The sequence below is a fragment of the Acidovorax sp. Root275 genome (assembly GCF_001428965.1).
Lineage (GTDB): Bacteria > Pseudomonadota > Gammaproteobacteria > Burkholderiales > Burkholderiaceae_C > Acidovorax > Acidovorax radicis.
This window is the reverse complement of sequence record NZ_LMJH01000009.1, coordinates 176,244-202,022: the sequence shown is the minus strand read 5'-3', so window position 1 is coordinate 202,022 and position 25,779 is coordinate 176,244. Positions and strand designations below refer to the sequence as shown.

General features: G+C 61.8%; 27 protein-coding genes. 9 read left to right on the top strand and 18 right to left on the bottom strand.

Features of this window, described 5'->3' with window-relative positions; all coding sequences use genetic code 11:
• Nucleotide 1 precedes the first annotated feature (1 nt).
• The 3 genes from ASE52_RS16055 to ASE52_RS16045 are packed head-to-tail and all read left to right on the top strand — an operon-like array spanning nt 2 to nt 1,785.
• On the top strand, nt 2-544 hold the full coding sequence (locus ASE52_RS16055; protein WP_057227525.1) for a DUF3833 domain-containing protein: 543 nt from the start codon (nt 2-4) through the stop codon (nt 542-544).
• On the top strand, nt 541-1,323 hold the full coding sequence (locus ASE52_RS16050) for an SDR family NAD(P)-dependent oxidoreductase (RefSeq protein ID WP_057227524.1): 783 nt from the start codon (nt 541-543) through the stop codon (nt 1,321-1,323). Before ASE52_RS16055 ends, ASE52_RS16050 begins: the two co-directional genes overlap by 4 nt.
• 6 nt (nt 1,324-1,329) lie before the next feature.
• Entirely contained in the window at nt 1,330-1,785 is a 456-nt protein-coding gene (locus tag ASE52_RS16045; protein WP_057227522.1) for a nuclear transport factor 2 family protein, read from the top strand.
• Between the two features lie 22 nt (nt 1,786-1,807).
• On the opposite strand, the gene ASE52_RS16040 is transcribed toward ASE52_RS16045, so the two are convergent.
• From ASE52_RS16040 to ASE52_RS16005, 8 genes are all read right to left on the bottom strand, one after another.
• Nucleotides 1,808-2,713, bottom strand: coding sequence for a sugar phosphate isomerase/epimerase family protein (locus ASE52_RS16040; RefSeq protein ID WP_057228481.1), 906 nt, complete (start codon nt 2,711-2,713; stop codon nt 1,808-1,810).
• Nucleotides 2,714-2,735: 22 nt separating this feature from the next.
• Nucleotides 2,736-3,635, bottom strand: coding sequence for a VOC family protein (locus ASE52_RS16035; protein ID WP_057227520.1), 900 nt, complete (start codon nt 3,633-3,635; stop codon nt 2,736-2,738).
• 38 nt (nt 3,636-3,673) lie between these two features.
• Entirely contained in the window at nt 3,674-4,534 is an 861-nt protein-coding gene (locus ASE52_RS16030; RefSeq protein ID WP_057228479.1) for a shikimate dehydrogenase, read from the bottom strand.
• 121 nt (nt 4,535-4,655) lie between these two features.
• Entirely contained in the window at nt 4,656-5,660 is a 1,005-nt protein-coding gene (locus ASE52_RS16025) for a TRAP transporter substrate-binding protein (RefSeq protein ID WP_057227518.1), read from the bottom strand.
• A 68-nt stretch (nt 5,661-5,728) separates the two neighbouring features.
• The gene (locus ASE52_RS16020; RefSeq protein ID WP_057227516.1) at nt 5,729-7,009 is read right to left on the bottom strand and encodes a TRAP transporter large permease subunit; all 1,281 of its coding nucleotides are present in this window, start codon (nt 7,007-7,009) and stop codon (nt 5,729-5,731) included.
• A 25-nt stretch (nt 7,010-7,034) separates the two neighbouring features.
• Complete coding sequence (locus tag ASE52_RS16015; protein ID WP_010464556.1) at nt 7,035-7,622, bottom strand: TRAP transporter small permease; 588 nt, start codon at nt 7,620-7,622, stop codon at nt 7,035-7,037.
• Between the two features lie 193 nt (nt 7,623-7,815).
• Nucleotides 7,816-8,532 carry a TetR/AcrR family transcriptional regulator gene (locus ASE52_RS16010; protein WP_057227514.1) on the bottom strand — a complete coding sequence of 239 codons (717 nt, stop codon included), beginning with the start codon at nt 8,530-8,532 and terminating at the stop codon, nt 7,816-7,818.
• A gap of 82 nt (nt 8,533-8,614) precedes the next feature.
• Nucleotides 8,615-9,229 carry a glutathione S-transferase N-terminal domain-containing protein gene (locus ASE52_RS16005; protein WP_010464552.1) on the bottom strand — a complete coding sequence of 205 codons (615 nt, stop codon included), beginning with the start codon at nt 9,227-9,229 and terminating at the stop codon, nt 8,615-8,617.
• 105 nt (nt 9,230-9,334) lie between these two features.
• Here ASE52_RS16005 and purB point away from each other — a divergent pair, with 105 nt between their 5' ends.
• Together purB and ASE52_RS15995 are read left to right on the top strand one after the other, a co-directional pair.
• Nucleotides 9,335-10,714: an adenylosuccinate lyase gene (gene purB / locus ASE52_RS16000; RefSeq protein WP_057227512.1), complete on the top strand. Its 1,380-nt coding sequence runs from the start codon at nt 9,335-9,337 to the stop codon at nt 10,712-10,714.
• Nucleotides 10,715-10,793: 79 nt separating this feature from the next.
• Nucleotides 10,794-11,354: a YaeQ family protein gene (locus ASE52_RS15995; protein WP_057227510.1), complete on the top strand. Its 561-nt coding sequence runs from the start codon at nt 10,794-10,796 to the stop codon at nt 11,352-11,354.
• A 75-nt stretch (nt 11,355-11,429) separates the two neighbouring features.
• Here ASE52_RS15995 and ASE52_RS15990 read toward each other — a convergent pair whose 3' ends face one another.
• Together ASE52_RS15990 and ASE52_RS15985 are read right to left on the bottom strand one after the other, a co-directional pair.
• Nucleotides 11,430-11,735 carry a DUF2007 domain-containing protein gene (locus ASE52_RS15990; protein ID WP_010464546.1) on the bottom strand — a complete coding sequence of 102 codons (306 nt, stop codon included), beginning with the start codon at nt 11,733-11,735 and terminating at the stop codon, nt 11,430-11,432.
• A gap of 91 nt (nt 11,736-11,826) precedes the next feature.
• A complete protein-coding gene (locus ASE52_RS15985) occupies nt 11,827-12,270 on the bottom strand; it encodes a DUF3717 domain-containing protein (protein WP_057227508.1) in 444 nt (147 codons plus the stop codon).
• A gap of 569 nt (nt 12,271-12,839) precedes the next feature.
• On the opposite strand from ASE52_RS15985, the gene ASE52_RS15980 reads away from it, so the two are divergent.
• From ASE52_RS15980 to ASE52_RS15970, 3 genes are all read left to right on the top strand, one after another.
• Entirely contained in the window at nt 12,840-13,574 is a 735-nt protein-coding gene (locus tag ASE52_RS15980) for a TerC family protein (RefSeq protein ID WP_010464541.1), read from the top strand.
• A gap of 77 nt (nt 13,575-13,651) precedes the next feature.
• Nucleotides 13,652-14,107 (top strand): hypothetical protein, encoded by a 456-nt coding sequence (locus tag ASE52_RS15975; RefSeq protein WP_057227506.1) that lies wholly within the window; start codon nt 13,652-13,654, stop codon nt 14,105-14,107.
• A gap of 88 nt (nt 14,108-14,195) precedes the next feature.
• The gene (locus ASE52_RS15970) at nt 14,196-14,549 is read left to right on the top strand and encodes a phage holin family protein (protein WP_010464537.1); all 354 of its coding nucleotides are present in this window, start codon (nt 14,196-14,198) and stop codon (nt 14,547-14,549) included.
• On the opposite strand, the gene ASE52_RS15965 is transcribed toward ASE52_RS15970, so the two are convergent.
• Complete coding sequence (locus ASE52_RS15965; protein WP_057228477.1) at nt 14,517-16,001, bottom strand: M48 family metalloprotease; 1,485 nt, start codon at nt 15,999-16,001, stop codon at nt 14,517-14,519. The two genes, ASE52_RS15970 and ASE52_RS15965, sit on opposite strands and share 33 nt — an antisense overlap.
• A 180-nt stretch (nt 16,002-16,181) precedes the next feature.
• Between ASE52_RS15965 and moaC the strand changes: the two genes are divergently transcribed.
• Nucleotides 16,182-16,670: a cyclic pyranopterin monophosphate synthase MoaC gene (moaC, locus tag ASE52_RS15960; protein WP_057227503.1), complete on the top strand. Its 489-nt coding sequence runs from the start codon at nt 16,182-16,184 to the stop codon at nt 16,668-16,670.
• A 40-nt stretch (nt 16,671-16,710) separates the two neighbouring features.
• Here moaC and ASE52_RS25735 read toward each other — a convergent pair whose 3' ends face one another.
• The 7 genes from ASE52_RS25735 to ASE52_RS15930 all read right to left on the bottom strand — a co-directional run bounded on the left by ASE52_RS25735 (nt 16,711) and on the right by ASE52_RS15930 (nt 25,604).
• Entirely contained in the window at nt 16,711-17,529 is an 819-nt protein-coding gene (locus ASE52_RS25735) for a fimb protein (protein WP_140426250.1), read from the bottom strand.
• 33 nt (nt 17,530-17,562) lie between these two features.
• Nucleotides 17,563-18,135 (bottom strand): pilin, encoded by a 573-nt coding sequence (locus ASE52_RS25215; protein WP_082606907.1) that lies wholly within the window; start codon nt 18,133-18,135, stop codon nt 17,563-17,565.
• A 203-nt stretch (nt 18,136-18,338) separates the two neighbouring features.
• A complete protein-coding gene (locus ASE52_RS15950) occupies nt 18,339-19,130 on the bottom strand; it encodes a 3',5'-cyclic-nucleotide phosphodiesterase (protein ID WP_057227499.1) in 792 nt (263 codons plus the stop codon).
• A gap of 12 nt (nt 19,131-19,142) precedes the next feature.
• Entirely contained in the window at nt 19,143-21,404 is a 2,262-nt protein-coding gene (locus tag ASE52_RS15945; RefSeq protein WP_057227497.1) for an adenylate/guanylate cyclase domain-containing protein, read from the bottom strand.
• Nucleotides 21,405-21,466: 62 nt separating this feature from the next.
• Nucleotides 21,467-22,123 carry an FHA domain-containing protein gene (locus tag ASE52_RS15940; protein WP_010464526.1) on the bottom strand — a complete coding sequence of 219 codons (657 nt, stop codon included), beginning with the start codon at nt 22,121-22,123 and terminating at the stop codon, nt 21,467-21,469.
• A 44-nt stretch (nt 22,124-22,167) separates the two neighbouring features.
• Complete coding sequence (locus ASE52_RS15935; RefSeq protein WP_010464524.1) at nt 22,168-22,956, bottom strand: Stp1/IreP family PP2C-type Ser/Thr phosphatase; 789 nt, start codon at nt 22,954-22,956, stop codon at nt 22,168-22,170.
• 17 nt (nt 22,957-22,973) lie between these two features.
• On the bottom strand, nt 22,974-25,604 hold the full coding sequence (locus ASE52_RS15930; RefSeq protein WP_057227496.1) for a serine/threonine-protein kinase: 2,631 nt from the start codon (nt 25,602-25,604) through the stop codon (nt 22,974-22,976).
• Nucleotides 25,605-25,779 lie beyond the last annotated feature (175 nt).

The following is a 25,779-nucleotide window of genomic DNA, read 5'->3' as shown; positions in this document are numbered from 1 at the left end:
CATGATGCAACGACGCCTTCTCCTTTCCGCCGCACTGACTGCACCCTTGGTGCTGTCCGGCTGCGCCAATCAGAGCATTGACGGTTACGCCAGCGAAAAACCGGTGCTGGACCTGGCCCAGTATTTCAACGGCAAGATCGACGCCCACGGCATCTTTCAGGACCGCAGCGGCCAGATCGTCAAGCGCTTCACCGTGGTCATGGACTGCTCATGGAAAGGCAATGAGGGCGTGCTCGACGAAGCCTTCACCTATTCGGACGGTACCACCCAGCGCCGCATCTGGCGCCTGACCAAACACGCCGACGGCCGCTACACCGGCACCGCCGACGATGTGGTGGGCACGGCCAACGGCCAGACGCGTGGCAACGCCTTCCGCTGGAACTACACGCTGGCGCTGCCCGTGGATGGCAAGGTCTACAACGTGGACCTGGACGACTGGATGTACCTCATTGACGACCGCGTGATGCTCAACCGCGCCACCATGAGCAAGTTCGGCGTGCGCCTGGGCGAGATCACCCTGTCCTTCACCAAACGCGCACCATGAGCCTCAATCCTCCCCTGCGCGACTGGCATGGCCGCCGGGCCTGGCTCATTGGGGCCAGCAGCGGTATTGGCCGGGCCACGGCGGCGGCGCTGCATGCGCGCGGTGCGCAGGTGATCGTCTCGGCGCGCAATGGCGATGCGCTGGATGCGTTTGTGGCCCAGCACCCAGGCAGCGTGGCCTTGGCCGTCGATACGGCAGAGCCCGAACAGGTGCAGGTTGCCGCCGCACAGGTGCTGGCGGGCGGTGCACCCGACATGGTGTGCTACTGCGCAGGCTACTACCGCGACATGCGTGCCACCGACTTCGACCTGGCAGAAATGCTGCGCCACGAGCAGATCAATTACAACGGCGTGCTGCAGGTGCTGGCCGGCGTATTGCCTGCGATGCTGGCGGCGGCGCAGTCCGGGCGTCCCGGGCATGTGAGCGTCATCAGCAGCGTGGCCGGTTTCAGGGGCCTGCCCAAGAGCCTGGCCTACGGCCCCACCAAGGCCGCGCTTATCAACCTGGCCGAGGCGCTGTACCTGGATCTGCACGACCTGGGCATGGGCGTGAGCGTGATCAACCCCGGCTTTGTGGCAACGCCGCTCACAGCCGGCAACGACTTCGCGATGCCCGCTCTGATCTCGCCCGAGGCGGCGGCTGCGGCCATCGTGCGGGGCTGGGAACTGGGGCATTTCGACATCCACTTCCCCAAGCGCTTCACGCGCGTGATGAAACTGCTGCGCGTGTTGCCGTATCGGTGGTACTTTCCGGCGGTTCGTCGTTTCACAGGCCTCTGATCCTTCATGCATTCACCCCGCGCGCCCCTTACTGCCGAAGACGCCGTCACCCGCGTGGTGGCGTTTTTCGAGCATCTGTCACCGGCCGATGTAGCGACCATCGGCGAGTTCTATGCGCCACAGGCGCGCTTCAAGGATCCGTTCAACGAGGTGCAGGGCGTGCCCGCCATCCAGGCCATCTTTGCCCACATGTTCGAGGCACTGGAGCAGCCGCGTTTTGTGGTCACCGGCCGCGTGGTGCAGGGCACGCAGTGTTTCCTGACCTGGGATTTTCTGTTCGCCTTCAAGGGCTTTGACAAGGGCGTGACGCAGACCGTGCGCGGCGCGTCGCACCTGGTGCTCGACGAACAAGGCCTGGTGACGCTACACCGCGACTACTGGGACGCCGCCGAAGAACTGTACGAAAAGCTGCCGGTGGTGGGCGCGCTGATGCGCTGGCTCAAGAAGCGCGCCAACAGCTGATTATTGGCCGTTGACGCATTGATCACGCCAGCGTTTTGATGCGTGGGTGCCCGGGCAGCGGCACTGCGCGCTGCAGCACGCCCTCGGCCAGCCACAGTGCACTGTTCCATGCGCGTTGTGCCACATAAGGCAGCGGCAGCTGCTGGTAGTCGTCGTTGAAGACCTCAAAGCTGTAGTCGCCCTGGTAGCCCATGCCATCGAGCGTGCGCACCAGCTCAGCCAGGGCCTGGCTGTGCACGCCTTCGCCAGGGAAAACGCGAAAGTGCCGCGCCGTGTCGATGCGCTCCTGCACGGTGCGGGTCTCCTGCCACATGAAGTCCGAAAGCTGCACCAGATAGATCTTCTCGGGGTCCACATCCGTAAGCGCCGAGAGCGGTGTGCTGGTGGCGAACTGGTGGTACGAGTCGATGGCCAGGCCGAGGTTGGGGCAATCGGCCTGCTCGACCGCTACCCACGCCTGGTGCACCTCGTTGATGTGCCGCCCCCACGAGAGTCCTTCAAACGCCACGCGGATGCCGTGCGGCAGCGCCAGCAGGGCCAGCTTGCGCAGGTCGCGCGCGATGGCATCGGCATCGGCGGTGGCGTGCGATGACGTGGAGCTGCAGGCCAGCAGCACGGGCGCCCCCAGGTCGCGCGCCATCAGGATCATCTGCTTGGCAATGTCCACCTTGTAGCTGTGCAGGTGGCCCGACAGGCCTTCAAAGTCGCGCAGCACCTGAAAGCCCGTCACGCGCAGGCCGCTGCTGCGCACGGCGTGCACGGCCGCCTCGATGCCTTGCGGATGGCCCACGATGTCGCGGGCGGCCAGCATGATCTGGCCAAATCCTGCGGCCTGGACGGCGGCGAGCTTGGCCTCCAGTGGGCCGGCCAGGCTGATGGTGTCCATGCCGAAGTCGGCGACGTTGCGTTGCATGGTGGATGTGCGCATGGCGGGCTCCGTGGGCGGGGGGTCAGCGGGCATCCAGCACCAGCTCGAAGCTGGGCGAGCCAGCGTCGGCGCGCGTGAGGGCGCCGCGCGTGCCGGTGTGCACGCCCGTGGGCGATTCGACAAACTCCACGCCCCGCGCGCGCAGTGCGTTCACGGCGGCCAGCACATCGGGCGTGCCAAAGGCCACGCGCTGCAGCAGTTCCTCGGGGTCGGCATCGAGTGCGTCGACCAGCGGCTCAATCAGCTGCCAGTGCAGCGTGCCGCAGGGGCTGGCCAGTATGCGGCCATGCGTGAGCACGCCAAACGATTGCTCGGGGGACAGCTCGGCAAACCCAAACAGTTCGCCATAAAAATGGGTCCAGTCCTGCGCGCGGCCCAGCCCGATGTATTGCACCACGCCAAACAGGTGCAGGCCTTGCAGCGCGGGTGGGCGCGGGTTGACGGTGGGGATGGGCACAAAGTCCACGTCGTAGATCGAGAACTCCTTGTACCGGTCCACAAAGTAGATGCGGCTGGACCCTACGCCGTGGATGGCGGGGATGTTGAGTTCCATCACCTCGACCTCGGTGTGCACGGCCCAGGCGCCCAGCTCCAGCACGCGGCGGTACGCGGTGGCCGCGTTGTTCACGCGGAAGGCGATAGCGGCCAGCACCGGCGTGTCCGTGGGTGCGGGGGGGGCATGCACGCCGGTGCGTTCGTTGTCCTGGTGGGCGTTGACGATGATGTTCATGTCGCCCTGGCGGTACAGCAGCACCTCGCGCGAGCGGTGCCGCGCCACCGGCTGAAAGCCCATGCGCTCCAGCGCCTGGCCCAGCGCCTGGGGGCGGCTGGTGGCGTATTCAATGAACTCCACCCCTTGCAGGCCCAGGGGGTTGGGCAGTTCGCCCAGCGCTTCGCGGGCGGCCATCATCGGGGTGCTCATGGATTCGACTCCTTGTGATTTGCTGCAGGCGGTAGGGTTCAGCGGGCGCTGACCAGGCGGCGGAAATGCGCGTCCATGCGGGCTGCATCAGGGGCTTCGCCGGTGAACAGCTCGAAAGCGCCCACAGCCTGGCCCACGGCCATGCCGCCGCCGTCCGACACCTTGCAGCCCAATGCCCGTGCGGTCTGGACCAGGGCGGTTTCGAGTGGGAAATACACCACCTCGGACACCCACATCGCTTGCCGCAGCAGCGCCGCGTCGAGGGGGAGCCCGGGCAGTTTGTCCATGCCCGTGGGTGTAGCGTGGATCAGCCCGGTGGCGTGGGCCATGGCCGATTGGATCTCGCCAGCCTCGGCGCGCGCGCCATAGAGGGCATTCACGTCGGCGGCCAGTTGTGCGGCGCGTTCGGGTTGGGCATCGACGATGGTCAGGTGCTGGGCGCCAAGGCGCAGCACGGCATGCGCAATGGCGGCGCCCGCACCGCCCGCGCCCAGCAGCACCACGCGGCTGAGGTCGGCGCCAGGCAGTGCACGGGTAAAGCCCCAGGCCCAGCCCGATCCATCGGTGTTGTGCCCCATCAGCTGGCCATCGCGGATGACGACCGTGTTCACGGCGCCCATGGCGCGCGCCTCTTCCGACAGGCTGTCAAGGTAGGGGATCACGGCCTGCTTGCAGGGGTAGGTCACGTTGCAGCCCGCGTAGCCCATGATGCGCGCTGCCGACAGCAACGTGGGCAGGTGCTCCGCTGAGGAAGCCGAGCGGTCCAGGTCAATCAGCTGGTAGTGCAGGCGCATGCCGTGGTGGCGCGCCTCTTCTTCGTGCAGGGCCGGCGACAGCGACTTCTGGATGCCGGCACCGATCAGCCCGATGAGCACCTTGCGGGGGCTTGTGGAAGACATGGTGGATGCGGTGGACAACATCGGGGGATCAAGGAGCGAGGTGCTCATGGGAGGAATGCGGGTGGGCGCGCTGCAGGGGTGTGGGTCACCGCGCAGCAGCGCGAGGGTTGCTGCGTTCGGGTTACTTGCCGCTGCGCAGCTTGGCCAGCGTGGCGTAGACCTCTTGCACGGTCTCGGCGCCCACCTTGTCGCTGTGCTTTTCGACCACGGGCTTGACCTTGGCGCGCAGCTTGTCCACTTCGGCCGGCGCGAACTCGTTGATCTGCATCCCGGCCTTCTTGAGGTCGTCCATGGCCACGTTGGCTTGCACACGCGATACGGCGCGCTGGAAGGTGGTGGCCTCGGCCATCGCATCGGTCACGGCCTTCTGGTCGGCAGGGTTCAGGCTGTCCCAGAACTTCTTGCTCACGATCACGGCCTGCGGGTTGTACATGTGGCGTGTGACCGTCAGGTACTTTTGCACTTCGGCGAACTTGGACGAGAGGATGGTCGAAAACGGGTTTTCCTGGCCGTCCACAGCCTTTTGCTCCAGCGCCGTGTACAACTCGGGGAAAGGCATGGGCACCGCGTTGGCGCCCAGTGCGTTGAACATGTCGATGTAGATGGGCGACTGGATCACGCGGATCTTCAGGCCCGCGATGTCTTCGGCCTTGGTGATGGGCCGCTTGCTATTGGTGAGATTGCGAAAGCCCAGTTCCCAATAGCCCAGGCCCACCAAGTTCTTTGCCTGCAGCTTGTCGAGAAGCTTTTTGCCGAAGGGGCCGTCGGTCACGGCATCGGCCTCCTGCGGCGAGGCGAACAGGAACGGGAAGTCGTAGATGCCGAATTCCTTGGCCTGGGCGGACAGGATGCCGGCGTTGAGCACCGTCATTTCCACCGTGCCGCCTTGCAGGGCAGACACGGTCTGCAGGTCACCCCCCAGCGTGCCACCCGGGAAGAGCTTGACCGCGATGCGGCCATTGGTCTTGGCGGCCACGAGGTCGGCGAACTTCTGCGCGCCCTGGGCCTGCGGGTGGTCCTTCTGGTTCTGGAAGGCGAACTTGATGGTCCGCTCCTGGGCATGCGCCGTGGGTATCAGCGACGCTGCGATCAGGGCGGTGGCGAGCAGGGTTTTGAGCAGTTTCATGGAAATGTCTCCTTGGGTTTTAGGCGGGGCAGAAAAGCGGGAAGCGCGGGCGGGTGCACGGGGCCATGTCAGCCGCCCAGCCAGCGCAGGGGTACGGTGACGAGCGAGGGGAACACGACCAGCAGGAACATCACCACGAACTGCGCCAGCATGAAGGGCATCACGCCGCGTGTGACCTGCCCCATCGAGATGCGCCCCACGCCTGCCACGACATTCAGTACGGTGCCCACGGGCGGCGTGATGAGGCCGATGGAGTTGTTGATGATGAACAGCACGCCGAAGTACACCGGGTCGATGCCGGCGGCCTTGACGACCGGCATCAGCACGGGCGTCATGATGAGGATGGTGGGTGTCATGTCCATGGCGGTGCCGACCACCATGACCAGCAGCATGATGGCGACCAGCAGCAGCGTGGGGTTGCCCATGAAGGGCTCCAGCATGCCGATGACCTTGGACGGCAGATCGGCCACGGTGATGAGCCAGGCCGACACCATGGCGGCAGCCACCAGGAACATGATCACGGCGCTGGTGCGCGCGGCCGCCTGGAAGATACCGACCAGCTGGCGCCAGGAGAGTTCGCGGTACACCGCCATGGAGACGACCAGCGCGTACATCGCGGCCACCACGGCAGCCTCGGTGGGTGTGAAGACACCCATGCGAAGTCCCACGAGGATGATGATAGGCAGTCCCAGCGCCCAGGCGGCTTCGCGCAGGGCCAGCTTCAGTTCGGCGCGGGTGGCGCGTGGTGGGGGGGTGACGTTCTCTCGGCGGCCGAGCCACCACCAGGTGACTGCCAGCGAGACTGCCAGCAGCAGTCCCGGGAAGATCCCTGCGAGGAACAGCTTGCTGATGGACACATTGGCCGCCACGCCAAAGATCACGAAGCCGATGGAGGGCGGGATGATGGGGCCGATGACGCCTGCCGAGGCGATGAGGCCTGCCGAGCGCTCCTTGCTATGGCCCGCGACGATCATCATGGGCAGCAGCAGTGAGGTCAGCGCGGCCGCGTCCGCCACCGCAGAGCCCGACACCGCCGACAGGATCACCGCCGCCATGATGACCACATAGCCCAGGCCACCGGGAATGTGACCCACCAGTGCCAGGGCGAGCTTCACGATGCGGCGGGACAGGCCGCCCACGTTCATGATCTCGCCCGCGAGCATGAAGAACGGCACCGCCAGCAACGGAAAGCTGTCGGCACCGTTGATCACGTTCTGGGCCAGGATCTGGGCATCGAACAAATCAAGGTGCCACATCAGCGCCACGCCGCTGAGCAGCAGCGCGTAGGCGATGGGAATGCCGATGGCCATGGCCAGCAGCAGAGAGCCGAGGAAGATCGCGACGGTCATGGGAGTGGTTCCGGGCTGGTTGTCGTCAGGGCTTGTTCGTGCCCGGGGTGTCGGATGCCGCTTGCGCGTCCCGCTGGATCTGCTCCAGCGCGGCAGCTTCTTCGCTCTCCTGCACCATGATCAGTTCGTGGTCGGCCAGCGGGACGAATAGCGTGCGCAGCAGGTCGCGCAGCAGGATGGCGATGGCGGAGGCGCCCATGAGCACGCCGCTGGCATAGAAGATGCCGACCGAAGCGCCGGTCACGGGGGCTTCGGTCTCCCAGTTGATGACCGTCTGCGACCAGCTGCCTGAGAGCAGCAGCCAGGACACGTAGAGCATGGCGACCTGTGCCACCACGAGGCAAATCTTCTTGCCCAACGTGGGCAGGCGGGAGACCAGGGCATCCACCCCCAGATGGCCGTGTTCGCGCAAGGCCACCACGGCGCCCATGAAGGTCAGCCACACGAACAGCCAGCGCGACAGTTCCTCGGAGATGGTGATGCCGGAATTGAACGTGTAGCGCAGCACCACATTGCCAAAAACGAGCACCACCATGATCGCCAGGCACAGGCCTGCCAGTGCATCCAGCACGCGCGTGTATCCCCGCAGTACGCGGTCGGCCAGTGCGAACATGGTGTCTCCAGTCGTTGTGGTTGAAAGCCTGTAATAATTTTGTACGAACTGGTTAGTATTTGATCTAGGTGCAAACCCTGCTCTTCGTTTGGGGGTAGCGGCTGGAGGCGCGGGCGGTCGCACTGCTACCGTGGATGCGGAGCAGCGGTGGGTTTTTTGCGGCCATCTAGCGGCAAGCGCCAGGGCCGTTGGGTCAGGGCCGCAGGAAGCGCACGATCATCTCGATGATCGATTCACGGCGTTGCGCCGTGGCGGCAGGCGTGTCGAGCGAACGCTTGAAGATGGCGCCAAAGGTGTGGCGGTTGGCCACGTTGAAGAAGCACAGCGCCGAGATCGACATGTGCAGGTCCACCGGGTCCACGTCGGGGCGGAAAACGCCGGCAGCCACGCCGCGCTGGTACACGTTGTGCACTGCGTGAATGACAGGAATGTTCAGCTCCTGGATGGTCGTGGAGCGGCTGATGAACTCGCCCCGGTGCATGTTTTCATTCATGACCAGGCGAATGAAATCGGGGTTGGCGAGCTGGTAGTCCACGGTGAAGCCCACCAGCGTGCGCAGCGCCTGTTCGGGGGTCAGGTCTTCGAGGTGCAGCTCCGACTCGATGCGCCGGATGCGCCGGTAGGCCTCCTCCAGCACCGCCACGTACAGACCTTCCTTGCTACCGAAATAGTAGTAGATCATGCGTTTGCTGGTGCTGGTCAGGGCCGCGATTTCGTCGATGCGTGCGCCCGCCAGGCCCTTGTCGGCAAACTCCGCCGTGGCCACTTGCAGGATGTTGGCCATGGTGCGGTCGGGATCGTTCACGCGGACCCGGTCTGCCCCGGGCGTGGTGGCCGCCTCGCGCGCAGCGCGCTGCCGGGTGGCCCGTGCTTCGCCAGCCTTCGAGGGTTTTTGAACCATTTCGTTCATAAGCTCCGTAGCATACGGCACACGAGAGCCCGCCCAGGTGATGAAAGGGGCTGTAGGTGCCGCCCTGGCACCGCTGCGGGGTTCAGGACGGCTTGGTGTCCGCGAAGCTCGGGCGCAGCATCAGTTTGTCGAGCAGCTTGCCCAGGTTGGGGTATTCGCTGCGCCAGGCGATGTCCGGAAAGCGGAATTCCAGCCAGCCCAAAGCGCAGCCCACGGCGATGTCGGACAGGCTCAGGTGGATGCCGCTGCAAAACGGCTTGTCACCCAGGCCTTGGCTCATCGACTTGAGGCCGTCATTCACCTTGAGCAACTGGCGGTCGATCCAGGCCTGGCTGCGTTCGCTGTCCTTACGGTGCGCCCAGGTGGCTTCCAGCCGCGCGAGGATGGCGGCGTCCATCACGCCATCGGCCAAGGCCTCCCAGGTCTTGACCTCGGCACGCTCGCGGCCTTGGGACGGGATCAGCTTGCCAACAGGGGAGAGGGTGTCCAAGTACTCCACGATCACGCGGGAGTCGAAGACGGCTTCGCCGCCTTCCATCACCAGGCAGGGCACTTTGCCCAATGGGTTGGAGGTGGCAATGTGGGTATCGTCTGCCCAGACGTTTTCTTGCACGAACTGGTAGTCGAGCTTTTTCTCGGCCATCACGATACGTACCTTGCGGACGTAGGGGCTGGCGGTGGCTCCGATCAATTTCATGGTGTGTCTTCCAGTGCGCGGGATAGGCTGAGCGATTCGAGTTTGATTCTATCGGCAGCTGCCCGCTCGAAGCTGACGGATGCGCGGCGCCTACAATTGCGCGCCATGAGCCTGTCCACCATTACCGCCCTGTCGCCGCTTGACGGCCGTTACGCCAGCAAACTTGCCGCCCTGCGCCCGATCATGAGTGAACATGGCTACATGCACCGCCGTGTCCAGGTGGAAGTGGCCTGGTTCATCGCGCTGTCCGACGCTGGTTTTGCCGAATTCAAGCCCCTGACCACCGGTGCGCGCGCCTACCTGCTGGGCCTCATCAAGAACTTCTCCGAGGCTGACGCCGCCGCCATCAAAGAGATCGAAAAAACAACAAACCACGACGTGAAGGCCGTGGAGTACTGGATCAAGAGCAAGTTCGAAGCGCGCCCCGAGCTGGAAAAAGCCTCCGAATTTGTGCACTTTGCCTGCACCAGCGAAGACATCAACAACACCAGCCACGCGCTGCAGCTGCGCTCGGGCCGCGACCAGGTCGTGCTGCCGGGCCTGGACCGCATCGTGCTCAAGCTGCGCGAAATGGCGCACGCCTATGCCGATGTGCCCATGTTGAGCCGCACCCACGGCCAGACCGCCAGCCCGACCACCGTGGGCAAGGAAATGGCCAACGTCGTCATGCGCCTGCAGACGGCCTGCGAGCGCGTGGCCGCCGTCAAGATCATGGGCAAGATGAATGGCGCTGTGGGCAATTACAACGCCCACCTGTCCGCCTGGCCCGATTTCGACTGGGAAGCCTTCAGCAAGAAGGTCATCGAAACCCCCGAGCCGCTGGGCCTGGGCCTGACCTTTCAGCAGTATTCCATCCAGATCGAGCCACACGACTACATGGCCGAGCTGTTCGATGCCGTGGCCCGCGCCAACACCATCCTCATCGACCTGTCGCGCGACATCTGGGGTTATGTGAGCCTGGGCTACTTCAAGCAGCGCCTGAAGGCCGGGGAGATTGGTTCCAGCACCATGCCGCACAAGGTCAACCCGATCGACTTTGAAAACGCCGAAGGCAACCTGGGGCTGGCCAACGCGCTGCTCAAGCACCTGTCTGAAAAGCTGCCGATCAGCCGCTGGCAGCGTGACCTGACCGACAGCACCGTGCTGCGCAACATGGGCGTGGCGCTGGGGTACGCGGCGCTGGCCTATGCCTCGCTGTTGACCGGCCTGAACAAGCTGGAGTTGAATGAAGAAGCGCTGGCCGAAGACCTGGACGCTTCGTGGGAAGTGCTGGCCGAGCCCATCCAGACGGTGATGCGCCGCTTTGGTGTGCAGGGTGCTTACGAAAAGCTCAAGGAAGTGACGCGCGGCAAGACCGTGACGGCCGAGGCCCTGCACGGCCTGATCCACTCGCTGGAAATCCCCCAGGCCGAAAAGGACCGGCTGCTGGCGATGACGCCGGGCAGCTACGTCGGCAAGGCGGCCGAGCTGGCGCGCCGGGTCTGACCGTAGATTTTCCAGCCTTTTTGGCCTCCAGCGCTTGTCTATCAAGCGCTGGCAGCTATCTATTTAGTAGTGAGGCTGCATGGCCATCAAATCCACCATCTTCAAGGCGAACCTTGCCATCGCCGACATCGACCACGGCTACTACGCCGACCATGCGCTCACGCTGGCGCGCCATCCGAGCGAGACGGACGAGCGCATGATGGTCCGGCTGGCCGCTTTGGCCATTGCCGCGCACCAGCTCAACGACCTGTGCAATGGCGACGCCACGCTGGCGTTTGGCGCCGGCCTGTCGGACCCCGATGACCCGGATGCCTCGCTGACCGACTTCACGGGCCGCAAGCGCGTCTGGATCGAGGTGGGCCAGCCAGAAGACAAGCCCCTCACCAAGGCCTGCAGCAAGGCCGATTCCGTGATCGTCTACTGCTTCAACCACGCAGCCGAAATCTGGTGGAAGGGCATCGAGACCAAGCTCTCGCGGCTGGAAAAGCTGCAGGTGTGGCGCATCCCCACCGAAGCATCCCAGGCGCTGGCGCAGCTGGCCGAGCGCAGCATGCAGCTGCAGGCCACGGTGCAGGAGGGGGCGATCACCCTGAGCAGCACGCAGGGCAGCGTGCATGTGGAGCCCGTGCGCTGGAAGTGACTGAAATATTGGTAAAAATGGCCTCTGGCGCTTGATAGGTAAGCGATAGCAGCTATTAATTTAGTAGTCGCTGATTCAATCCCGTGGCATGAGTGTGCCACATTGCCAGCACTGCTCGAATCCGCCTTCGACCGTCTCCCCACACTGGCATGCCCAGCGGCGCTGAGGCAAATCCTGGAGCTCCTGCAGCAAAGTACGCGCACGGGCAGCGTGTTCGTCATAGTCCAGCCAGATTTCGGGCAGGCACTGGTCAGGCGGCAGGTGCCCCGCTGCAGCGCCCAGATACTGGCGCTGCACGGAGGCCGCCATGCCCGCTTCGCACAACAGGTCCGCCCACAGCGTGGCGATGGCGATGTTCGGGGCTTGGGTGAGGCGCAGCATGGGCCCACCATAGCGGTTTGAACGCCCGGCGTACAGCCCTTGCGCGCTCGCAGGTGGGTGTGTGGTACAGGAGGTGAGCGAAAGAAACCGGCTATGCCGCGTCGGCTGGCACCGGCGCCGCCTTCGAGACCCCTTCGGCCGCCCTTTCCGCATACCGATTGAACCGCCACGCGGAGTGCTCCAGGGTGATGCGCCGCCACACCGTGCGCTTCTCGACCGGGCTCATCGCGGGCCAGAACTGGACTTCGCCAAACGTGCGCCCACACCCCTTGCACAGGTCGTCACCCTGGCTGGTGGAGCAGATGGCGATACAGGGCGTGTCGGGCGTGGTGCTATACCAGCCCTGCCAAGCGGCCATGGCCTCGGGGGGTAGGCGGTCCTCGTCCACCTCGTCTTCACGCCGGTACACCATCTGCGCATAGACCTCTCCCAGCGCACGGATCTCTGGCGCCAGGGAAATTCCGTCGGGCGAAGGCGCCCGGCTGCGCCAATGGTTGATGGCGGCTTCGATGTCGGTGATGTGGATGGCGGCCATGGGCGATTGCGTGGAGAACCTGTTCAAAATCTCTCAAACTCTTCGGGCAAGGTACTTGCGCGACCCGGGGAGGATCTTGAACCGGTTCTTCGGGGGCTGGATCATAGCCGCGCGGGCAAGGGCACCCTGGCAAAGGTGTTATGCGAAATAGCTGCGCTGCCGTCCTTTGTACCCGCCAGCGCCCTTGTGTAAGCAATAACCACAATCGCTCCGCACTTGCGCGACCGTGCTGGCGATGTTCCAATCAACGCTTCGAAGGGGAGTAGCTCCCGACTTGCATTCCGGCATTGCCAGACTCTGGCGCGCGGGGGCGCGAGGCATCGGAACCGTCGTCAATACGAAGCGAAGCATCGCTTCCGGCGGTCCGGGTTCAGCGCATACCGCAAGGGGCGCCGGGCTGAGCAAGACCTTTGATGGGCCCGCTGGGGCTGATCAAGGCTGTCCTTTCGCATTCATGCCCGCCAGGGCAGTCCTTGATCATCCGGCCGCAGGTCCTCTATCCCTTGGGCGGAGTCGGCGCTACAGTGGCGGCGAGCTCCCCCTTCGCGCGTATTGATACTGAGGAATTTATGGAATTTTTGGCTTCGCCCGAATTTTGGCTCGCACTCGGCCAGATCATCATCATTGACATCTTGCTGGGCGGCGACAACGCGGTGGTCATCGCGCTGGCCTGCCGCAAGCTGCCCCCCGCCCAGCGGACCAAGGGCATTATCTGGGGTACCGCAGGGGCCATCGTTCTGCGTGTGATCCTCATCGCCTTTGCCATGACCCTGCTGGCGCTGCCGTTCCTCAAGTTCGTGGGGGCGCTGCTGCTGGTGTGGATTGGCGTCAAGTTGCTGGCTCCCGACGAAGACGGCCATGGCGACGTGCAGGGCAGCGACAAGCTGCTGGCGGCCATCAAGACCATCATCGTGGCCGACCTGGTGATGAGCGTGGACAACGTGATTGCCATTGCAGGCGCTGCGCAGAATGCGGGCGAACATTCCTTCCTGCTGGTCGTGCTGGGCCTGCTGATCTCCATCCCGATCATCGTCTGGGGCAGCCAGCTGGTCATCAAGCTCATGGAACGCTTCCCGATGATCATCACGCTCGGCGGCATGCTGCTGGGCTGGATTGCTGGCGGCATGCTGGTGACGGACCCCGCTTTCTCCAACCCTGACAAGTGGCAGTGGATGCTCAAGCTGCCACAGACCGATGTAGTCAAGTACGGCGCCAGCGTGGCGGGCGCCCTGCTGGTTCTGCTGGCTGGCAAGTTCATTGTTGCGCGGCGTGCGGCGGCAGCGCCTGCCGAGCAGCAAGGCTAAAGGGCGGGCAATCTGAATCGACTTGGAAAAGGGGGCCTTCAGCCCCCTTTTTTCCTTGGTCTTCAACGGGAGGCAGTATGGATAGAGTCATCGTGTATGTAGACGACGCGGCTTATGCGCAGCAGGTGCTCGCCCCTTTGTTCGCGCGCGGCGCAGCTGCTGGAACACAATGGGTGCTGGTCGCCTGCGCGCCCCGGATGACCCACCGCATCAGCAAATGGGTGAGCCACAGCGCGCGTGAGAACTGGCGCGCCAAGTGGGCGGACAAGCTGTTTGCCCAGATGCTTCCCGGGCTGCGGGTGCCGACGGACAGAGTGACCACCGTGCTGGCCAAGGGGCCGCTGGCGGAACTGACGGACCAGTTGCAAGCGGCGGGAACCTCCGCCGCCCAAGTGGTAGATGCGCGGCGGCCGAAGATGGATGCGGCAGAAGAGTCGACACGTCAGGACAAGCGGTGGTCGCCCCCGCCCGGAACGCTGCTGGGCAGTCTGCTCACCGGTTTTGGTGCGCTGTGGGTACTGGCTCTCGAATAGATCACCCTCGGCTGGGGCCGGATTCTGGAGATTCAAAACCAGCCTCGCGAATTTCCTTGCTCCACCGAGCCAGTGCTATTCTCAGCCCATGAAACTCATCCTGAAATGGTTGCTCAGCGCCGCATCGCTGCTGTTCGTGGCCTATGTCTACAGCGGTGTGGAAGTACAAAGCTTTACCTCCGCGCTGATCGCTGCCTTTGTCATTGGCCTGTTCAACGTGGTGTTGCGGCCCGTGCTGGTGGTGCTGACGCTGCCGGTCACCATCGTCACCGTCGGTCTTTTCCTCTTCGTCATCAACGCGCTGATGTTCTGGGCCGCCGCCAGCGTGCTGGAGGGGTTCCACGTCAATGGCTTCGGTGCGGCGCTGCTCGGATCTCTGATCTATTCGCTGCTGGGTGTGCTGATTGAATCAGCGCTCGGCGGCCTGTTCGCGAAGAAGTGACTCCACTGCGCGCAGCCGGGTATCGATGATGGATGCCTCGATGTGGTCCACCTGGGGACCTCCTCGCCGCGCCAGATCCTGGCCTGCCTTGAAGCGGTCTACAGCGGCTGCATAGTCGTAGCGGGCTGCGTGTGCCTCCGCTTCAGCACGCACCGCGCGCAGTGCTTGGCCTTGGGCCTGCCAGGTGGATGCCAAAAGCTGCCACACCGTGGCGTCCCGAGGGTGTGTGGCGACCCAGGTCTGGAGGGCACCGGTGCCCTCAGCAGCACGTCCAGCGCGCAGCAGGGCCTGTGAGCGTAAAACCAGTTCAGGGCGTCGATGGGTGCTTCTGCTCGTATCCGTCGCCAGGATGCTCACAGCGGCAGCGGCGTCGCCTGCGGCCAGTTCGATCTCCGTTGCCAGCAACTTTGCCAAGCGTTGGGCTGGGGCATCGCTGCGAACCAGCTCCTCCAGTTTCTTCGCGGCGGTGCGCGCGCCCGCAGCATCCCGTAGTTGATTGCTGCCCAGCGCCGCCGCGTACAGCACCGCCGCACGCCTGGGGGCGGGTTGGGCCACAAAGCCGGAGCTTTGCGGCTCGGCAATCCACTGGCGCAGTGTGTCCACCCCAGGATTGGCCAGTACCCTGGCACGTGCTGCGACCATGGCATGCTCCAACGTCGATGGCATTGCTGAAGCGGGTAGCTCTCCAGGAGGAATGCGCGAGTGCATGTCTGCCATGCGCTCGGTGGTCAACGGATGGCTGCGCAGATACGGCCACGAGCCGTTGTCGTTGAGCCGGTTGGCCTGCTGGAGCTTGTCGAACATGCTCACAAAGCCCTGCGGAGCGAACCCGGCGGGGGCCATCAGGCCATAACCAATGCGGTCCGCCTCGCGTTCCATGTCGCGCGAGAAATTGAGCTGATTCTGCATGGCCAGAGCCTGCCCCCCCACCACCAGCGCCTGTGTGGCACCGGGGTTCTTGCTGGCCGCCAGGGCACCCAGAATCATCGCCCCCAGCAGTAAGGGTGTTTGCTTGCTCTGCTGCGTGATCAGGCGCGAGATGTGGCGCTGCGTGACGTGGCTGAGTTCATGGGCCAGCACCGAGGCGAGTTCGTCACGGGTGGTGACAACCCCGATCAGGCCCAGATGCACGCCCAGATATCCGCCAGGCAATGCGAACGCATTTACCGTTCGGTCGCGACCAAGGAGAATCTCCCAGGCGAAGCGTTCGTCCAACTCCGGGGATAGTTCTCCGCGTGCCTTGGCAGTCGCCAACAGCGGACGCCAGATGCCTTGCACATAGTCTGCGATGACGGGATCGTCGATATAGTCAGGGTCTCTGTAGAGTTCACGGATGATGCGGTCGCCCAGGCGGCGCTCTGCGCTGGTGGTGAGGTCGCTGGGGTCGCCGAGGGTGGGGAGTGAGCTCTGAGCGCGGGCCGAAGTAATACTTGCAAATTGAATTGCTATCAAAAAAAGAGCAAAAAATAACCCAAAAAACATCCGCTGGAGCGATTCCAAGCTGTTTTTTTGAGAAAATTTTGCGCGCGTCCGTGGGCTTGCACAGCATGTGCATGGTGAGTTCTGCATGCATCGTATGATGCCCGGCCTGCCCAGGGTTTCCTATTCGAATCAACTGGTTGCAAAAGCACTATGCCTTCATCACTTACGCACTTCGACGCCCAAGGCCAAGCCCACATGGTGGACGTTGGTGCAAAGCCTGCTACCCATAGGGTTGCAGTCGCTTGCGGACGGATTGAGATGCTGCCCGAAACCCTGGCACTGATTGAGGCTGGCACCGCCAAGAAGGGGGACGTGCTGGCTATTGCTCGGATAGCGGGAATTCAGGCGGCCAAGAAGACGAGTGACTTGATTCCGTTATGCCATCCGTTGGCAATGACGCGAGTAGCTCTCGATTTTGAGTTGGCTGGCAGCCGGTATTCTGGGGCCATCGGAATATCGTGTTTAGCTACCGTGGAAGCCCATGGCCCTACTGGGGTAGAGATGGAGGCGCTTACTGCGGTACAGATTGCGTTACTCACTATCTACGATATGTGTAAGGCGGTGGACCGGGCTATGTCGATCCATGATGTACGGGTGATAGAAAAGCGTGGTGGTAAATCAGGGGCTATGGTGTTCTAAAAAAACAAGCGGTATCACAGTTATGGTTGTAAGACTAAATTTATTCATCGAAACCATCCACAGGCGCATAACCGACCATGTCCATTGACGGATTGAGCAGCGCCACCCACTCCCTTGTCTTACTGCTAGTGAGTGGAAGATAGGTCAAGGCCTCCACTTTGTAGCCGGCATGGCTCGCAGCTATATTCAGCTCGGCAGATTTGTTTGAGCGTCGCGCAATAAGTTCAGCCAGCGGTTTAGCCTTGGTCCGCATCTGGTGGTGTTGATTTTCGATTGGTTCCCACCGAGCGGGGCGCATCGCAGGCGAAAGGCCTGCGAGTGAAAGATCAATGCTACGAAGAAATTCCGCATTGTCCTTGGGCTTGCGGCTTGTTACTTTTAAGACTCCACTGAAGGGTAGTACACGTAGCCCCTCTGGTGCTTGTATCAAATCTGAATGTTCAATTTCGTTGGCAGAAATGACAATCAGTCGATCATTTTCGAAAGCCAACACTGCAGGACGTCCAATCCAAACTGCATGTATGCCGTATATCAATGCAATTGCTTGGATTATCCCAATTAAAGAAAGATCAAGTACCATTTCCCTTTTTGACTTGCTGGGGCTTGCCAACACCAAGGTCATCAACGGGCCGCATACAATATCAACGATCAAGACTAAGATAAATATATTGCCTACCCCTAACATTTGGCGATAAGGCATGGGATACCACCATTGAAATACCAGCACAGCAGAAATCAACCCTACTGCCAGGCTGACAAAAGCGTGGCGCAGCGCCCAACGGACAGCGAAATACCAGCGATTCTGAAGCTTCATATAAAAGTACAAACCAATAAAAAAAGGCGCTTTCGCGCCTTTCAAGTATCAGGGTTTAAAGCCCGTGAATTTCAAGAATTAACGGCATTCTGCAGGGGCATACTTTGCCGTCAAGGTGCCCAATGGTCGGTTAACTAAACCGCGAGCCGTTGCTGCTTGGTTGGTCAAACTAGAACAAGCCCAGTCAATGGCACCTTGCGAGGTGGCCACTGGAATGTTGTTCTGAACATTGGGTGCCAACACAATGGTCATCCCGTTCAGACCCGCGGGGATACCGTTATTAGCATTGGCTGCAATAGCCACCGAAATAATCCAGTTAGCAATCGCACCTGTTGCTGGGCAGAGGGCCGCAGTGGGCGTTGTTACGGCAGCGCCAACGCAATAGTTAAGAACATATTTAGAGGACTTTTGATTAGTGAGGGTTGCGTTAATGGCTGTTGCTGCAGACGACAAACCGGTGATGCCATCGGACTGGAATGCTTCGCTCAACACACTCTTAGCACTGGATCCAGCAATAATTCCTTCCGACACCTTTGCTCGCACAGTGTAGTCTTGGTATGCAGGCAAGGCCACAGCCGCCAAAATACCAATAATAGCTACCACGATCATCAATTCGATCAGGGTAAAACCTTTTTGCAGGGAACGCTTCATAAAAATTCTCCTTGGGGCAGTTTGCATGTGAACACCTGTCGAACAGCTCTCCAGGTTGATGACCTAAAAGCACTTTACGTGCCACCTTCTTTGGAAGTCCTGCCATCTCTCTGGCGTAAGCTCTGGATAACGAACCCTGAGGCTGCAGAAGTCACTTTTTGTGACATTTTTGTTCTGCCATCATTGTCACGATGGATGATTTGTTACAGTTCAAAAACTTGTCCAGCTTCCAACCATCGTATGTCGTGTGCCCTGCACACATCAAGCGACGGCTCTGCATCAAACTGTCGAATTTCATCCATGATGAGCGCTGTCTCTGATGGCTTGGTATGCGTGATGTAGATAGGAAAGGATCGGTCCGCGCGGAGCTGCTTGAGCTCCCGGGCGAGACTATTGGGAGATAGGTGCAGGCTCTTTGCTGCTAGTCCGCTTTCGCGGTTGCTAAATGCGGTTTCGACAACCAACTGAGACACCGGCATCGCGTTGACCCATGCCCAAAAGGCAGGGTTTTTTGCTGTATCGCCGCTGAATGCCCACCATCCAGCGTCTCCGCGGATCCCATATCCCACTGCTGGCACCGTATGTACTGCGGGTAAAACTTCCAAGAGGCGAGTCCCGATGGTTATCTGCTGGCTCACCGAAACATGGGTGTATTGAAGAAGCGGCTGCTCGGCAGTCGGGATCGCGCTGAAATCTGGCCAGATCGTTCCATTGAACACATGAGTTTGCAGTGCCGCAATCGTCGGCTGTAAGGCATAGATTTTCAAGGGGGCATTGCGCAACGATGAAACGGCATCCAGCATCAGCGGCAACGCGGCAATATGGTCCAGGTGCGAATGTGTAAGAAACACATGGTCGATTTTGCGCATTTCGTCCAGTGTCAGGTCGCCGACCCCCGTGCCCGCATCGACCAAAATGTTGTCATCGATGAGGAAGGAAGTGGTTCGGCAATCTTTGGCGATGGCTCCGGAGCAACCCAGCACGCGAACCTTCATGGGCCAACCTATCTATTTGGTGTCGAAATTGGTGGCGCCGTCCCATTCGGGGTCAGAGGCCTGCCCCTGCAGGGCTTGCACGCGGGTGGCATACAGATCGTAGAGGGCAGAGGGGGCGGCGGTTTGCTTCAAGTTCATCAGCAGTTTGCCGCATTGTGCCCAGTCCTGGGCACGATAGGTTTCCAAGAAGTGTTGCCAGATGGATATTTCTTCGGCTTTTTGCGGCGTGATGGCGTTCAGTTCTGCCAGCGGCGAATAAATGGCCACCGCCTGGGCCTTGCCTTTGACACGCACGCGGTCCAGCTCCTGCCAAGTGAACTGTGGCGCCTGAGCCTGGGTGGTTTCACTCACCACAGTGCGCACGCCGTAGTGCTTGGACAAGCCTTCCAGACGCGATCCAAGGTTCACGGCATCACCAATCACGGTGTAACTGCGCCGAATGTCCGAGCCCATGTCGCCCACACACATGGTGCCGGTATTGAGTCCTATGCCGATACCAATCTCCGGCAGCTTGCGCTCCTGGTGTGAGCGGTTGATTTGCTCTACCGCCCGTTCCATGTCAAGCGCAGCCTGCACGGCGAGTTGCGCGTGTTCTTCTGTCGGAACTGGCGCGCCCCAGAATGCCATCACGCAGTCCCCCATGTACTTGTCGATGGTGCCCCGGTGGCTGCGAATGATGTGGGTCAGCTGGCTGAACACGTCGTTGAGCAGGGCTTGCAGCTGAAGGGGTTCCATTTGCTCCGACATGGCAGTGAAGCCCCGCATGTCGCAGAACATCACGGTCAGTTCGCGGTTCGCAGCCTGCATGCTGTAGTTTTCAGGTTGCTTGACCATCTCGTCCACGAGCTCTGGTGGCACGTAGGTACCGAACAGCGCGGCCAACTCCCGCTTGGATCGACTTTCTACAAAGTAGCCATAGACCATGTTGAGCGCGAATGCGAGCACTGCCATCACGATCACCGTGGCCAGGGGCATCGCCAAGCCCTGGGTGAGGTAGAGCCACAGGTTCATCCCTGCAAGCGCTGCAACAACTCCCAGACTGAGGAGTACCGCCGAAGTGGCGGAAAGCGCGGGCAGAGCCAGGGCCAGCAGGACACCCGCGCAGAGCAGCTGGGCGGCGTCAAAGCCCACGGCATAGTCTGGTCGCACGATGCTTTTCCCATCGAGAAAGGCGGACAGCATATTGGCATGGGTTTCCACGCCGGGGTAGGTCCGGCCGACAGGGGTCACGCGTAGGTCGAGCAGACCGGGGGTTGTCGAGCCCACCAGCACCAATAGGCCCTGAAGACTGTGGGGTGGCAGCTTGCCGTCCAGAACATCCGACGCGGAAATGTAGCGAAATGAGCCGCCATTGACATCGCCAGCGCCGCGGAAAGGGATCAGTGTCGCTAGCTTGTTGTCCACAGGCAGGGTAAGCTCACGGCCGTCCTGGCGCAGCACGATGCTGTGCAATGTGTCGTGGGTGCCTTGAGGTGTGGTGCTGACAAAGCTGGGGTAAATCTCGGGCAAATCGAGCAAGGTGCGAAACATCGCCAGAGCCAAGGATTCATAGTAAATCCCTTGGTACTCCGCGAGCAAGGGAAGGGATCTGACGACACCGTCGTCATCGGTCACGGAGTTGAAGAAGCCCGCAGCGGGCACGGACTGTGCCAGTTCCGCAATATTGCTGCCGTATCCTCCCCAGGAGGTTGCTCGCAATGGCAGGCCACGGAGTCTTTCAGTGGGCAACGCGGGCGCGGGCAAAACACCTTTCGTTCTTCCGTCCCGGTCACTGGTGAAGTAGTAGCCCAGAACTGCTGGTCGGCCTTGGAGAGCGCGGGCAAAGCGCGCGTCATAGTCGAGTGTGGGAGTCAGGCGTGCTAGCTGTTCCTTGAATCCCGGTTGGGCCCGTAAAGCCCCCTGTGCCAGGCGCTCCAGGCTTGCGAGGCCGGAGCTTCCATCCGTTTCCGCGAAAAGGACGTCAAATCCCACCACGGAGGCTTGCTGACGTTCAAACAGCTCTCGCGTGAAGGCGGCGAGCTTGTCCCGTCCCCAAGGCCAGTGTCCCACCCTGTCCAGGCTCTTTTCGTCAATGTCGATGATGACAATGCGCTCGTCCAGCGTGCGCGGCATGGTCGCACGCAGCCGGGTGTCATAGATGATGTTTTCGAGCCGCTCCAGGACCTGGAGATGGAGAACGCCAGAAATGTGCAACAACGCAAACGCCAGCGGAATCAAGGTGACCGCTGTGCGCCTGGCGTGGCGCCGGAACAGATGCAAGAGTCGCTGTCGCATAGGTTCCGGCGGCAATGGAGACGGATGAATTGCCTGGTTGGGCCGCGGCCCGGTCGCGGCTGTCAGCTCTGTTCGAACTGCATTTCCGTGCCGGCCAGTTCCAGGCGGTCACCGTTTTTGAGAGGCACGGGCGATGCACCGATAGATGCGCCATTGAGCAGCGGCATATCGGGGCCCTCGACATGGGCCAGCACAAAGCCCTGGTGCCGCTTGGTGATGGAGGCAACGGCCACGCCGGGCTTGCCAATGGTCGTCACCACCTTTTGCAGCGACACTTCCCGCCCGGCAGCGGCGCCAGACACTACACGGATCACTGCAGAAATCACGGGGGCGGCAGAACCTGCACCCAACGGGCTGGGGCGGGATGCCGTGCCCAAAGGAGGCACCATGCCCGGCTTGAAGATCATGGTCTTCTCGAAGTTCTGACCCTCCGCCTCGTGAAGGAAGCGGATCTTGTACTTGCCGACTTCGACGGTATCTCCATTGCGCAACTCCTGCCGCTTGACCGCCTTGGCGTTGACGTAGGTCCCGTTGGTGCTTCCCAGGTCCTCAATCTCCACATCCTGGCCTGCCATATGGATCACGGCATGCTCGCCGCTCACGGCGAGGTTATCGATCACGATGTCGTTGTAGGGGCGGCGGCCAAGCGTAGTGCGCTCTTTGGTCAGTTGCACTTCCTTGATGACAACCCCGTCGATTGAAACGATCATTCTGGGCATGATCCACTCCTGATGTGATGAGTAATTGTTGTAGTCGGAGCCACTTACGCAGCCCCTAGCAATCGGGACATAAGGCCGCGCTTCTTGCCTCCCGCAGCCGCTTGCACCAGCAGTACGCTGACGTTATCACGACCACCGTTCGCATTGGCGGTGTCGATGAGCAATGTGGCTTTTTCCTCCAATGGCAGCGGTGCGCGCACCAATTCCGCAAGGTCTGCGTCCGCGACCATGTCTGTGAGGCCGTCTGAACACATCAGAAACAAGTCATTCGGGGCCACCTGAAATTCATTGACTTCCATCATGACATTGGGCTCTACGCCCAGCGCACGGGTGACGAGGTTGCGGTTGGACGAAAGCGCGGCTTGTTGGGCGGTGAGCAGGCCTGCGTCAACCTGTTCCTGCAGCCAGGAGTGGTCGCGCGTGATCTGTTGCATGGTCCCATCTCTCAGTCGATAGCAGCGAGAGTCGCCGATATGTCCCAGGATGAGGCGGCTGCCATGGAAGACCCCGACCACCAGGGTGGTGCCCATTCCCGCATATTGTGGATTGGACAGTGAGGCTCCCAGAATGGCGTGATTGGCGTTTTCGACGCAGATCTCCAGAGCTCGGCGCACATCAGTGGATTGGGGTGTGGTACCGGTCTGCCCCAGCCAGCGGGCCATCTCGGTGCGGATGAATGTGGTGGCCATGCCGCTTGCCACTTCACCGGCGTTGTACCCGCCCATGCCATCGGCGAGGATGGCGACCTGCGCGTCCCGGTCGACTGCCACCGCATCTTCGTTGTTGGTGCGCACGCGGCCTTTGTCGGTTCGCGCGAAAAATTCATAGGTCATGGATGTTGGGGCGAGCGTCATCGGGCGCCTGAAATCGGCGGAGATGCTGCACCCCGCCCAGTGGGTGGCTCCATCACGGTTTTCTCAAAATCCGCCATTTCATGCCCTGTTGCATCGCGGACCGCATCATAGACGACTGCTCCCGGCTCCGGCGATCCCGCCTGTCCGGCTGTCAAGCCCGCCTGCCGCAGGTCGGAGGCGAATTGGCGGCCGGTCTGGTACCGGGCCTCGGGGCGTTTCTTGAGTGCCAGGGCTACCACGCTCGCCACGGCGGGGGAGAGATCGGGACGAAGCTGGCGAATGTCGGGCGCGTCCACGCTGGCAATCTTGTGCATGAGCTCGGTCATCGACTCGCCTCGCAATGGCAAGTGTCCGGTGAGCAACTGGAACAAAGTGACGCCCAGTGAGTACAGGTCTGATCGGCCATCCACCTTCTTGCCCGCGAGTTGCTCTGGTGACATGAAGCTGGGGGTCCCCAGAACCAATCCGGTGCGTGTCTTGCTGGAGTCCGTGATGCGCGCGATCCCAAAATCCGTCACTTTCACAGCGTCTGTTGCACTGTCGAACATGATGTTGGCAGGCTTGATGTCGCGGTGCACCACGTTGTGCGCGTGGGCGTAGTCCAGTGCCTCGGCAACGCGCGCGGCGATGGAAATCACCGTGGCCACCGGCAGGAGCTGCCCGCCCCGGCAGGCCTGTGCCAGATCCGCGCCCTTGAGGAACTCCATGGCGATGTAGGCCAAGTCATGTTCTTCGCCAGCATCGAAGATCGTCACGATGCAGGGATGCTGGAGGCGCCCTGCTGTCTCCGCCTCGCGGAAGAAGCGGGCTCTCGCATCGATCAGCGCGTCGCCCTCAAATTCTTCTCCGAGCGCCAGGGTCTTGATGGCAACCACACGTCCAATCTTTGGGTCTTTTCCCAAATAGACGACACCCATCGCGCCTTTGCCAATTTCCTTGTCTATCTGATAGCGCCCCAGCATGGGTATGCCGGTCGCCGCATCACCTGGCAGGTGTGGGGCGGCGGTCGGGGGGATCGATGCGGGCGTGCTGGAGGGGGCGCCTGTTTCCTTTTGCAGATGAGCCCGCACGCGCTTGTACCGCACGTGTGCATCCTTGTACCCCTTGTTGTGCTGCAGGAGGTGTTTGTAAACCGATTTGGCCTTGGCAAAGTTGCGCTTACGTTCAAAGTCCTGCGCCAGGTGGTACAGGTTGTCCATCAGGGCATCGCTGGGCGGCACCCTGCGCAGGCGCTCAAATGCCATGTCCAACTGGCCCTGCCCTTGCAGGGCGAGGCCCATCATGCGATCGGTTTCTGCGGTCTCCGCAGAGGGGGCCTGACCTCTTTTGCCAAACGCGCGCAGTGCGGTAAATGCAGCGAGGCCCCCCAACAAGGCCAGCACACCAGGTCCCATAGGAATCCACAGCCCTGCATAACGCAGCAAGCTCCACTCGGTCGCAGCGAGAGTGAGCAACAGCGAAGTGCTCAGAGCCCATCCGGCCGGGCGGGAAAGTCGGGGAAGTGCCAGTGCTACAAAGAGCAGTGCACCCAATGCAGTACCCCAAATCGTCGCTAGCGCCCACGCAGGCCGTTGCACGCCAAGACTTTGCCTGATCGCGGAGAGGGTGTGTGCGAGCACCTCGACGGGGTACATGGCCCGCGTACTGGACTGGACCCATGGGGCAACCAGTGCGTTGCTGGTTTCTCCCACCAGCACGACTTTGTCCTTGAAGGCCTGGGGCAGAAATTTGCCGCCGTATACCTGGGCAAAGGACACCACAGGGAATGCGGAGGCACCGTCCGGTGCTGCGTGAAAACGCGGGAACATCACCGCGGAGGCATCGGTGGCTACCTGCAGCCCGCCCATCCGGAAACCGTGGGGCTCTGTCTGGATTCGGAGCTCTCCCTGGCCCAGATGCAGGCTGTGCCTAGCCGCTAACAGTGCCAACGAGGGCACGCCGACGTTGTCGTATCCCAATAGAAGTGGAATGCGGCGCAAGCGGCCGTCTTCATCCAGGACCACAGACAAGTGGCCGACGCCCGCAGCCACTGAACCCAGCTCCGGGATTGGGTGCTGCGCCGACGTCGCAGGGATTGCAAAGCTCCCAGGGGCCGGAAAAACGCTGCGGTGGACATAGGCAGGCAGCGGTGTGTGGGCCCCTCCTGCCAGTGCGTAGCGCGAGGCCAGGAATACATTCCCGGCGCGCTGGATGCTGGCGGCCAGGCGCGCGTCGGTATCCAGCACCTTCTCCGCCTCGTCGGCGGCACGGTTCAGCTCTGATGCCAGCAAGGACGTGTCCCCCGCGCGCGCAATGGTGTCCCGCATTCTGCGGATGTAGGTTAAGCCGCGATCGGACTGCGGCTCGGCAAAAGAGGGGGCCAAGACGATGGCCTTGGCGCCTGCCGCCGAAAGCTGATCAATCAGCTTGGCATACACATCGCGAGACCAGGGCCAGTTTCCCAGAGCTGCCAGGCTGGCATCGTCAATGCCAATGATGGCAATTTCAGACAAAGGAGGTGGGGTGGTGACGCTCGTTGCGGCGTCATATATGCGGTACTCCAGCCATTGAAAGCCGCCGGTGGCCGCGCACAATGCCACGACCACCGCCGCAGCCAGTGCGCCCCGCAAACCATCGGTACACCACATGCCAAGCCACCGTCCCGAGGTTGTTCGTCCCACTTGCTATTGTTCCACTCTCTGTATTGGATGGTACTGAAAGCAATATTTAAGCCGGGGCTAGGGGGGGCCTCGTCAGGCGTCCTACTGTGCGAAACCTGTATCTCCCGGTGAATTCGATGACCGATCCTGTCGCGTTAGGCCG